A 10,862-nucleotide genomic window follows, 5' to 3' on the forward strand; every position below is an offset into this window, starting at 1 on the left:
CGGAAAGTCCTGCTGACGGCGGAAAGTCCTGCTGACCGCAGATTGTCCTGCTGGGGGCGAGTCGGCTGAGCGCTGGGGACGGTGACGCTGTCCCTCAACAGGCAGAAATTCCGTCAACAGGCAGAAAGTGGCTCATTCCGCCTGTTGGAGGGAGGAATGCCTGTTGAGGGACGGGGCGGATCGCCGAACGCCGGCGACTCCGCCTCTGGATGCAGTGATCGAGGTTTCGAGACCGGCGCAAGCGTGCGCCGCCCTCAACCTGACCGCTCGGGACGCTGCGCGTCCAGGGCGGTCACTTCTTGGCGGAGAGCTGCTCGATGATCGCCTGGGCGACGTCGCGCATGGTGAGGCGGCGGTCCATCGACGCCTTCTGGATCCAGCGGAACGCGTCCGGCTCCGAGAGGCCCATCTTCTCGTTGAGAAGGCCCTTCGCCCGGTCGACGAGCTTCCGGGTCTCGAAGCGCTCGACCATGTCGGCGACCTCGGCCTCGAGGGTCACGATCTGCTGGTAGCGGCTGAGGGCGATCTCGATCGCCGGCAGCAGGTCGTTCGGCGTGAACGGCTTCACTACGTAGGCGAGGGCGCCCGCCTCGCTGGCGCGCTCGACGAGCTCCTTCTGGCTGAACGCGGTCAGCAGCACGACGGGCGCGATGTGGTTCTTGGAGAGCCGCTCGGCGGCGGAGATGCCGTCCAGCTGCGGCATCTTCACGTCCATGACCACGAGGTCCGGACGCAGCTCGGTGGCGAGGGCGACCGCCGTCTCACCGTCGCCGGCCTCGCCGACGACCTCGAATCCGTTGTCCCGAAGCGTCTCGACGATGTCGAGCCGGATCAGCGATTCGTCCTCTGCGACGACGACGCGTCGCGGAGCCGTCGGGGTCTCAGCCTGCTCTGCCACAGAGGAGAGCCTACTGTAGGGTGAACCGCGCCGACCCCCGGGGCCGGCTCAGCCGGTGTGGCGGAATGGCAGACGCAGGGCACTCAAAATGCTCCGCCCGCGAGGGCGTGTGGGTTCGAGTCCCACCACCGGTACGACGCGGCGCGCCGCCATCGGCGGTGCGACGTGGCGTGTGTGTGGTGGGCGAGAGCCACACCGGGGCCCCGCCGGAGGCCCGTGAGCGCCGCATCGCGGCGCGAAGGCCGGAGGTGGGGACGGGGTTCGAGTCCCACCACCGGTACCGAGGCGGCGGGCCGCCGCCGGCCCTTTCCGCCGTGCACAGCCCTTCGCCGTTGGGCAGGACCATCCGCTCAGCAGGACTTTCTGCGTTCAGCAGGACTTTCGGGCCCTGTTTCTCCTGCCGAGTGCAGAAAGTCCTGCTGAGCGCGGGCGGGCGACCTCGGCCCCGCCTTCAGCCCAGGAGGGCAGCGGCGACGGCGTCGGGCGCCTCGATGGCCGCCTGGTGGCGCACGCCCCGGATGAGGCGCTCGGTCACGCCGGGGGCCGCGAGCAGCGGCCGCATCGCGTCGAGGGTGGCGACCGGGTCGTGCTCGCCGCGGACGGCGACGACGGGGACGTCGAGCGTGAGGATGCGGTCGGTCGCGTCCCAGGCGCCGAGCGCCTCGCAGCAGAGGGCGTAGCTCTCGTCGTCGGTGGCCGCGACGCCCGCCAGGACGCGGCCCACGACGACGGGATGCGCCTTGGCGAAGCCGGGCGAGAACCAGCGCTCCGCGAGGGCGCCGACGAGGGACCCGGTCCCCCGCCGGCGGACGGCCGCGGCGCGCTCCGCCCAGGAAGCCTGGTCCCCCATCCTCGGCGCGGAGCAGACGACGCCCGTGAACACGAGGCCCTCCGGACGGGCGAGCGCCAGCTCCTGGACGACCGCGCCGCCGAGGGAGGTGCCGACGAGGCCGAAGTCGTCGACGTCGAGCTCGTCCACCACGTCGAGCACCGCCTGGGCGAGGTCGATCATCGTGAACGGCTCGGTCGTCACCGGAGAGGAGCCGTGGCCGGGCAGGTCGACGCCGAGCACGCGGTACCGCTCCCCGAGCCGCTGCGCCGCCGGCCGCCAGTCCTCGTGGCTGCCGCCGAGGGACGGCAGCACGAAGAGCGGGAGGGCGTCGTCCGCCCCGGCCAGCGGCGTCGCGGTCAGCGCCGGCACGATCGGCGCGCTACTCGGCCCAGGCCGGCGCCGCGCCGTGCGTCGCGTCGCCGATCCGGTGCACGCGCACGTCGTTCGTCGAGCCGGGGATGCCGGGAGGGGATCCCGAGATCACGACCACCTTGTCGCCGACGGTGGCGAGGCCCTCGCGCATGAGGACCTCCTCCACCTGGTGGAACATCTGGTCGGTGTGCTTGACGCGCGGCACGAGGAAGGACTCAATGCCCCAGGTGAGCGCCATCCGGTCCCGGATGCTCGGCTCCGGGGTGAACGCCTTCATGGGGATCGACGACCGGAGGCGCGACATGCGGCGCGCGGAGTCGCCGGACTCGGTGAACACGCAGAGGTATTTGGCGCCGACGAACTCGGCGACCTCCGCCGCGGCGAGCGTCATGGCGCCGCCCTGGGTGCGCGGCTTGGTGCCGAGCGGCGGGATGCGGTCGAGGCCGTGGTCCTCGGTCGACGCGACGATGCGCGCCATCGTCTGGACGGTGACGACCGGGTACTCGCCGACGCTCGTCTCGCCGGAGAGCATGACCGCGTCGGCGCCGTCGAGAACGGCGTTCGCGACGTCGGAGGTCTCCGCGCGGGTCGGGACGGGGCTGTGGATCATCGACTCGAGCATCTGCGTCGCCACGATGACCGGCTTCGCCATGCGGCGGGCGAGCTCGACGGCGTGCTTCTGCACGATCGGGACCGCCTCGAGGGGCAGCTCGACGCCGAGGTCGCCGCGGGCGACCATGATCGCGTCGAACGCGTCGACGATGCCCTCGAGGGCGTCGACGGCCTGCGGCTTCTCGATCTTGGCGATGACGGGGATGCGGCGCCCCTCCTCGGCCATGATCTCGTGCACGCGGGTCACGTCGTCGGCGTTGCGCACGAACGAGAGGGCGATGAAGTCGGCGCCGATGCGCAGGCCCCAGCGGAGGTCCGCCTCGTCCTTCTCGGAGAGGGCGGGCACGTTCACCGCGACACCCGGCAGGTTGATGCCCTTGTTGTTGGACACCGCGCCGGCGACGACGACCTGGGTGGTGACCGTGGTGTCGTCGCTCGAGGTGACGCGGACGCGCACCTTGCCGTCGTCGATGAGGAGCGAGTCGCCCGGCTTCACGTCGCCCGGCAGGCCCTTGAACGTCGTGCCGACGATGTCCTTGTTGCCGAGGATGTCGTCGGTCGTGATCTTGAACGTGTCGCCCTCGGCGAGGTCGTACGGGCCGTTCTCGAACCGGCCGAGCCGGATCTTCGGTCCCTGCAGGTCGACGAGCACGCCGACCGCGCGGCCGCTGTCGGCGGCGGCCTTCCGCACATTGGCGTAGACCGCCTCGTGCACCGAGTAGTCGCCGTGGCTCAGGTTCAGGCGGGCGACGTCGACGCCGGCATCGACGATCGCTCGGATCTGCTCATAGCTGGATGTAGCGGGACCGAGCGTCGCGACGATCTTGGCTCGTCTCATGCGTGGATTGTTCCTCCGTCAGCGGGAAAGGTCAGACCGCGAGTGCGCGGTCGGTGGGTCGAACGGGGAACGGCAGCTGCGTCTCCCCCTCGAGGTAGGCGTCGACCGCGGAGGCGGCGGCGCGGCCCTCAGCGATGGCCCACACGATCAGGGACTGGCCGCGGCCGGCATCCCCGGCCACGAAGACGCCGGGCAGGCTGGTCTGGTAGTCCCCACCGCGGTCCACGTTACCGCGACCGTCGAAGGGCAGCGCGAGCTGGTCGGTCAGCTCGGTGCTCTCCGGGCCGGTGAAGCCGAGGGCGAGCAGCACGAGGTCCGCGGGGATCTCGTGCTCGGTGCCGGCCTTCGGCACGCGGCGGCCGTCGAGGTACTCGGTCTCGGCCACGCGGAGCGCGCGGACGTTGCCCTCGCCGTCGTCGAGGAACTCGACGGTGGAGGCGAGGTACATCCGCTCACCGCCCTCCTCGTGGGCGGACTGCATCTCGAAGAGCGTCGGGTACATGGGCCACGGCTGGTTCGCCTGGCGCTCCGAGGGCGGCTGCTTGCCGATCGCGAGCGTCGTCACGGACGCGGCGCCCTGGCGGTGCGCGGTGCCGAGGCAGTCGGCACCGGTGTCGCCGCCGCCGAGGACGACGACGTGCTTGCCCTCCGCGCTGATCTGGTTCGGCACCTGGTCGCCGGCGACGGCGCGGTTCGCCTGGACGAGGTACTCCATCGCGAAATGGATGCCGTCGAGGTCGCGGCCGGGGATGGCGAGGTCGCGGGGCACGGTGGCGCCGGTCGCGATGATGACCGCGTCGTAGCGGGCGCGCAGGTCGCCCCACGAGATGTCGCGGCCGATCTCGACGCCCGCCCGGAAGCGGGTGCCCTCCGCCTGCATCTGGCCGAGGCGGGTCTCGAGGATCCGCTTCTCCATCTTGAACTCGGGGATGCCGTAGCGGAGCAGGCCGCCGATGCGGTCGTCCCGCTCGTACACGGCGACCGTGTGGCCGGCGCGCGTCAGCTGCTGGGCGGCGGCGAGGCCGGCGGGGCCGGAGCCGACCACGGCGACCGTCTTGCCGGTGAGGCGCTGCGGCGGGTGCGGCTCGAGCCAGCCGTTCGCGAACGCGTCCTCCGCGATCGCGGCCTCGACCTGCTTGATGGTCACCGGCGGCTGGTTGATGCCGAGCACGCAGGACGCCTCGCACGGCGCCGGGCACAGCTTCCCGGTGAACTCGGGGAAGTTGTTCGTGGCGTGCAGGCGCTCGACGGCGGCGTGGTTCTCGCCGCGCCACATGAGGTCGTTCCACTCGGGGATGAGGTTGCCGAGCGGGCAGCCCTGATGGCAGAACGGGATGCCGCAGTCCATGCAGCGCCCGGCCTGCCGGCGCACGACCCCGGGGTCGTGCTGCTCGTAGACCTCTTTCCAGTCCATGATGCGGACCGGGACGGGCCGCCGCGGCGCGAGCTCGCGCTGGCGGGTCTTCAGGAAGCCGCGGGGGTCAGCCACGGGTCACCTCCAAGCGGTTGATGGGCGCCACCGGGACCGCACCACGAAGGTCAGCCACGGGTCACCTCCAGAATCCTGTTCCACACCACGTCGCCGTCGGGGTCGAGCCCCTCTTCGACGGCGCTCTGACGCGTGGCGATGACGGCGGCGTAGTCGCGCGGCAGCACCTTGGTGAAGCGGTCGGCGGTCGCCTCGAAGTCCTCGAGGAGCCGTGCGGCGAGGGCGGAGTCGGTCTCGGCGACGTGCCGCTCGAGGAGGTCGCGGACGATCTCCTGGTCGGCGCTGCCGAGGGGCTCGAGCTGCAGCTCGCCGGAGGCGAGAGCGGCCGTGTTGACGCTCTCGGGCTGCAGGTCGTACACGTACGCCGTGCCGCCGGACATGCCGGCGCCGAGGTTGCGGCCGACGGAGCCGAGGATGACCGCGAGTCCGCCGGTCATGTACTCGAGCGCGTGGTCGCCGACGCCCTCCACGACCGAGGTCGCGCCGGAGTTGCGGACGAGGAACCGCTCCCCCACGATGCCGCGGAGGAAGAGGGTGCCCTGGGTGGCGCCGTAGCCGATCACGTTGCCGGCGATCACGTTCTCCTCGGCCACGTAGCCCGCCTCGGCCGGCGGGCGGAGGACGATGGAGCCGCCGGAGAGGCCCTTGCCGACGTAGTCGTTGCTGTCGCCGATGAGCCGCAGGGTGATGCCGCTCGGCACGAACGCGCCGAGCGACTGGCCCGCCGAGCCGCGGAGGGTGATGTCGATCGACCCCTCGGGCAGCCCGTTCTCGCCGTACCTCTTGGTCACCTCGTGGCCGAGCATCGTGCCGACCGCGCGCTCCGTGTTGCGGATCGGGAGGTCGACGGACACCCTGCCGCCGTGGTCGAGCACGTCGGCGGCGAGGCGGATCAGCTGGTTGTCGAAGTGCTCCTCGAGCTCGTGGTCCTGCTGGACGCGGCCCAGCCGGGCCTCCTCCTCGCGGAACTGCGGGCCGGCGAGGATCGGCGCGAGGTCGAGGCCGTCCGCCTTCCAGTGCGCGATGGCGCGGTCGACGTCGAGCAGCTCGTTGTGGCCGATCAGCTCGTCGAGGCTGCGGAAGCCGAGCTTCGCGAGCCACTCCCGCACCTCCTGCGCGAGGAACTCGAAGAAGTTGACGACGAACTCGGGCTTGCCGGAGAACCGGGCGCGCAGCTCGGGGTTCTGGGTGGCGACGCCGACCGGGCAGGTGTCGAGGTGGCACACCCGCATGAGGATGCAGCCCTCGACGACGAGCGGAGCGGTCGCGAAGCCGTACTCCTCGGCGCCGAGCAGCGCGGCGATGATGACGTCGCGGCCGGTCTTCATCTGCCCGTCGACCTGCACGACGACGCGCTCGCGCAGGCCGTTGAGCATGAGCGTCTGCTGCGTCTCGGCGAGGCCGAGCTCCCAGGGGGTGCCGGCGTGCTTCAGCGAGTTGAGCGGGCTGGCGCCCGTGCCGCCGTCGTGGCCGGAGACGAGGACGACGTCGGCCTTCGCCTTCGCGACGCCCGCCGCGACCGCGCCGATGCCGTTCTGGCTGACGAGCTTGACGTGGATGCGCGCATCCCGGTTCGCCCGCTTCAGGTCGAAGATGAGCTGCTTGAGGTCCTCGATCGAGTAGATGTCGTGATGCGGGGGCGGCGAGATGAGGCCGACGCCCGCGGTCGCATGCCGGGTTCGCGCCACCCACGGGTACACCTTCGTCGGCGGCAGCTGGCCGCCCTCGCCGGGCTTGGCGCCCTGGGCGAGCTTGATCTGGATGTCCGTCGCGTGGGTGAGGTACATGCTCGTCACGCCGAATCGGCCGGAGGCGACCTGCTTGATCGCGCTGCGGCGCTCCGGGTCGAGCAGGCGCTCGACGTCCTCGCCGCCCTCGCCCGTGTTGCTGCGGCCGCCGAGGCGGTTCATCGCGATCGCGAGGGTCTCGTGCGCCTCCTTGCTGATCGAGCCGTAGCTCATCGCGCCGGTGTTGAACCGGCGGACGATCGACTCGATCGGCTCGACCTCGTCGAGCGGCAGCTCGGGGCGCTGGCCCGTCTTCAGCCGGAACAGGCCGCGCAGCGTGCGAAGCTCCTCCGCCTGCTCGTCGACGAGCCGGGTGTAGTCGCGGAAGATGTCGTATCGGCGGTTGCGGGTGGAGTGCTGCAGCCGGAACACGGTGTCCGGGTTGAAGAGGTGCGGCGGTCCCCCGCGGCGCCAGGCGTACTCGCCGCCGACCCAGAGCCGCTCATGGGCGGCCGACGACGCGTCGTCGGGGTACGCGGCGGAGTGCCGGGCGGCGTTCTCCGCGGCGAGCACGTCGATGCCGACGCCGCCGAGCTTCGTGGTGGTGCCGGTGAAGTACTGCCGGACGAGCTCCTCGGACAGGCCGACCGCCTCGAACGCCTGCGCGCCGGAGTAGGACGCGACGGTCGAGATGCCCATCTTCGACATGATCTTCAGCACGCCCTTGCCGAGCGCCTTGATCACGTTGTGCACCGCCTGCTCCGGGGAGAGGCCGGTGATCCGCCCGGTGCGCACGAGCTGCTCGGACGTCTCCATCGCGAGGTACGGGTTCACCGCGGCCGCGCCGTAGCCGATGAGCAGCGCGACGTGGTGCACCTCGCGCACGTCACCGGCCTCGACGATCAGGCCGACCTTCATGCGGTTCTCGCGCCGGATGAGGTGGTGGTGCACGGCCGAGGTCATGAGCAGCGACGGGACGGGCGCGAGGTCGGCGTTCGAGTCGCGGTCGGAGAGGACGATGAACTCGGCCCCGTTCTCGATCGCCTCGTCCACCTCGTCGCACATGGCGGCGAGCCGGCGCTCGAGCGCCTGCGGGCCGTCGTCGACACGGTAGAGACCTCGGATGACGGTGGTCGTGGCGCTGCCCGCCGCCGGGTCGATGTGGTGGATCTTCGCGAGCTCGTCGTTGTCGATCACCGGGAACGAGAGGACGACGCGGCGCGCGTGCTCGGGCACCGTGGTGAGCAGGTTGCCCTCCGGGCCGAGGCCCGTGCCGAGGGAGGTGACGACCTCCTCGCGGATCGAGTCGAGCGGCGGGTTGGTGACCTGCGCGAACTGCTGGGTGAAGTAGTCGAAGAGCAGCCGGGGCCGGTCGGAGAGCACCGCGATCGGGGTGTCGGAGCCCATCGCGCCGAGGGGCTCGGCACCCGTGCGGGCCATCGGCTCGACGAGGATGTGCACCTCCTCCTCGGTGTAGCCGAAGGTGCGCTGCCGCCGGGTGACGGAGGCGGGGGTGTGCACGATGTGCTCGCGCTCGGGCAGGTCCTCGAGGTGGATGCGGCCGGACTCGACCCACTCGCCGTAGGGGTGCGCGGCGGCGAGGTCGGCCTTCAGCTCGTCGTCCTCGATGATCCGGCCGGCGACCGTGTCGACGACGAACATGCGGCCGGGACGGAGTCGTCCCTTCCGCACGATGCGGGCGGGGTCGATGTCGAGGACGCCGATCTCGCTGGCGGCGACCACGAGCCCGTCGTCGGTGACGACGTAGCGGCCCGGGCGCAGGCCGTTGCGGTCGAGGGTCGCGCCGACGACCGAGCCGTCGGTGAAGGTGATCGCGGCCGGGCCGTCCCACGGCTCCATGATGAAGGAGTGGTACTCGTAGAACGCGCGGCGGGCGGCGTCCATGGCGGGGTTGTTCTCCCACGCCTCGGGCACCATCATCATCACCGCGTGCGGCAGCGAGCGGCCGGTCAGTGAGAGCAGCTCGACGACCTCGTCGAAGGACGCGGAGTCGCTCGCGCCGGGCGTGACGATCGGCAGCAGCGGCCGGATGTCGCCGACGAGCTCGCTCGAGAGCTGCGACTGGCGCGCGCGCATCCAGTTGCGGTTGCCCTGGATGGTGTTGATCTCGCCGTTGTGCGCGATCATCCGGAACGGCTGAGCGAGCGGCCAGGACGGGAACGTGTTCGTGGAGTAGCGGGAGTGCACCAGCGCGAGGGTCGACGCGAAGCGCTCGTCCGAGAGGTCCGGGTAGAACGGCTCGAGCTGCAGCGTCGTGACCATGCCCTTGTAGACGAGGGTGCGGCTCGACAGGGAGCAGAAGAACGCGCCGTGCTCGCGCTCCGCGCGCTTGCGGAGCCGGAAGGCCTGGCGGTCGAGCAGGATGCCCGAGAACGGCGTGCCGTCCGCCTCGTGGCGGCGGCTCGCGACGAACAGCTGCTCGAAGACCGGCATCGCGGTGCGCGCCAGGTTGCCGACCTGGTCGGGGCGGTGCGGCACGGGGCGCCAGCCGAGGACGACGAGGTTCTCCTCCTCGGCGATGCGGGCGACGGCCTCCTTGAGGGTGGCGCGCTCGTCGTCGTCGGTGGGCAGGAAGCCGAGGCCGACCGCGTACTGCCCGGCCTCGGGCAGGTCGAAGCCGGCGACCGCGCGGAGGAACGCATCGGGAACCTGCGTGAGGATGCCTGCGCCGTCGCCGGTGCCCGCGTCGGACCCGACCGCACCGCGGTGCTCGAGGTTGCGCAGGGCGCCGAGGGCGGCGGCGATGATGTCGTGCCCGGGCACGCCGCGCATGGTGGCGACCATGGCGAGACCGCACGAGTCCTTCTCCTCGGCCGGGTCGTACATGCCCTGCTGTGCGGGCACGGTCGAGAACCGGCGGTAGGGGGACTCCGGCGCTGTGAACGTCATCACGGTCTCCTCACGGGGGAACGTTGCTCATGCGGGACGACGATGGCCCAGAAGGGGGAAGGGAGGGTGCTGCGGCTGCCGCTCACCCGGGGGTGCTCAGCATTCCATTGTGCAGCAGGCGAGGCTGGAGCTCGCTGGGCGCGTGACCGCTCTGTGGCGGGATCTCGACGGGATTCGGCCGGATCGGTTCAGCGCTTGGAGGAGCCCGCGTTCCGGGATGCCGCGCTTGTGGCCGGCAGCCGGTCGGTCTCCGTCTCGGCGGCGTCGCCGTCCTCGAAGTCCTCCGCGGTGTAGACCGACTCTACCTTGTCCTCGCGGCCCCACTCGCGGCCCGCCACGTACGGGCTGGGCTCGACGCCGGGGTGACGGCGGCGCTGCACGAGGAAGAGGATGACGCCGAGGACGACGGCGAGGATGGCGCCCCACACGTTCGAGCGCAGGCCGAGGAAGATCAGGCTGGGGTCGACGCGGATCGACTCGAACCAGATGCGGCCGATGCCGTACCAGATGAGGTAGAGGGCGAAGAGCTTGCCCCACTGCAGGCGCCACTCGCGCTCGATCAGGAGCAGGAGGACGACGCCGAAGAGGTTCCACAGCATCTCGTAGAGGAACGTCGGGTGGAAGAGCGTGCCGGCAGGCAGTCCGGCGGGGAACGCCGGGTTGCTCGACTCGATCTCGAGCCCCCAGGGGAGGTCGGTCGGCTGACCGAAGAGCTCGTGGTTGAACCAGTTGCCGAGGCGGCCGATCGCCTGGGCGAGCAGCAGCCCGGGTGCGAGCGCGTCGGCGAACGTCCAGAACCGCAGGCCGGTGATCCGGCAGCCGATCCAGACGCCGATCGCGCCGCCGATGAGGGAGCCGAAGATCGCGTTGCCGCCCTCCCAGATCGCGATGATGCCCCCGAGCGTCTCGAGGAGGGAGCGGCCGCCGCCGAAGTAGTCGGCGGGGTGGGTGAACACGTGCCAGAGCCGCGCGCCGACGATGCCGAGCGGCACCGCCCACAGGGCGACGTCGACCACGACCCCCGGCTCCGCGCCGCGCTTCGTGAGGCGGCGGGAGGTCAGCAGGATCGCGGCCACGATGCCCACGAGGATGCAGATCGCGTACGTGTGGATCGTGAAGATCCCCACGGAGAACGACTGCCACTCGGGCGAGGGACTCGGGATGCTGCGCGGCGTCACGATCGG

6 protein-coding genes and 1 tRNA gene are annotated in these 10,862 nt (G+C 71.3%); 1 reads left to right on the forward strand and 6 read right to left on the reverse strand.

The window, feature by feature from the left end:
* Positions 1-292: 292 nt before the first annotated feature.
* Entirely contained in the window at positions 293-898 is a 606-nt protein-coding gene (locus J3P36_RS02375; RefSeq protein WP_210505659.1) for an ANTAR domain-containing response regulator, read from the reverse strand.
* Positions 899-949: 51 nt separating this feature from the next.
* On the opposite strand from J3P36_RS02375, the gene J3P36_RS02380 reads away from it, so the two are divergent.
* Positions 950-1,032: transfer RNA gene (locus J3P36_RS02380), tRNA-Leu, on the forward strand.
* A gap of 317 nt (positions 1,033-1,349) precedes the next feature.
* On the opposite strand, the gene J3P36_RS02385 is transcribed toward J3P36_RS02380, so the two are convergent.
* The 5 genes from J3P36_RS02385 to lgt form a co-directional block, all read right to left on the reverse strand.
* Complete coding sequence (locus J3P36_RS02385; RefSeq protein WP_210505660.1) at positions 1,350-2,099, reverse strand: alpha/beta fold hydrolase; 750 nt, start codon at positions 2,097-2,099, stop codon at positions 1,350-1,352.
* 10 nt (positions 2,100-2,109) lie between these two features.
* A complete protein-coding gene (gene pyk / locus J3P36_RS02390) occupies positions 2,110-3,552 on the reverse strand; it encodes a pyruvate kinase (protein ID WP_210505661.1) in 1,443 nt (480 codons plus the stop codon).
* A 31-nt stretch (positions 3,553-3,583) separates the two neighbouring features.
* Positions 3,584-5,041: a glutamate synthase subunit beta gene (locus J3P36_RS02395; protein WP_210505662.1), complete on the reverse strand. Its 1,458-nt coding sequence runs from the start codon at positions 5,039-5,041 to the stop codon at positions 3,584-3,586.
* 50 nt (positions 5,042-5,091) lie between these two features.
* Positions 5,092-9,678 carry a glutamate synthase large subunit gene (gltB, locus tag J3P36_RS02400; protein WP_210505663.1) on the reverse strand — a complete coding sequence of 1,529 codons (4,587 nt, stop codon included), beginning with the start codon at positions 9,676-9,678 and terminating at the stop codon, positions 5,092-5,094.
* Between the two features lie 188 nt (positions 9,679-9,866).
* The gene (lgt, locus tag J3P36_RS02405; RefSeq protein WP_210506556.1) at positions 9,867-10,859 is read right to left on the reverse strand and encodes a prolipoprotein diacylglyceryl transferase; all 993 of its coding nucleotides are present in this window, start codon (positions 10,857-10,859) and stop codon (positions 9,867-9,869) included.
* Between the last annotated feature and the right edge of the window lie 3 nt (positions 10,860-10,862).

Origin of the sequence: Naasia sp. SYSU D00057 (assembly GCF_017916505.1) — a bacterium.
Lineage (GTDB): Bacteria > Actinomycetota > Actinomycetes > Actinomycetales > Microbacteriaceae > Naasia.

Excerpts from the sequence above, each read along its gene's own strand:
- pyk (WP_210505661.1), bottom strand. The coding sequence starts at position 3,552 with ATGAGACGAGCCAAGATCGTCGCGACGCTCGGTCCCGCTACATCCAGC.
- gltB (WP_210505663.1), bottom strand. The coding sequence starts at position 9,678 with ATGACGTTCACAGCGCCGGAGTCCCCCTACCGCCGGTTCTCGACCGTG.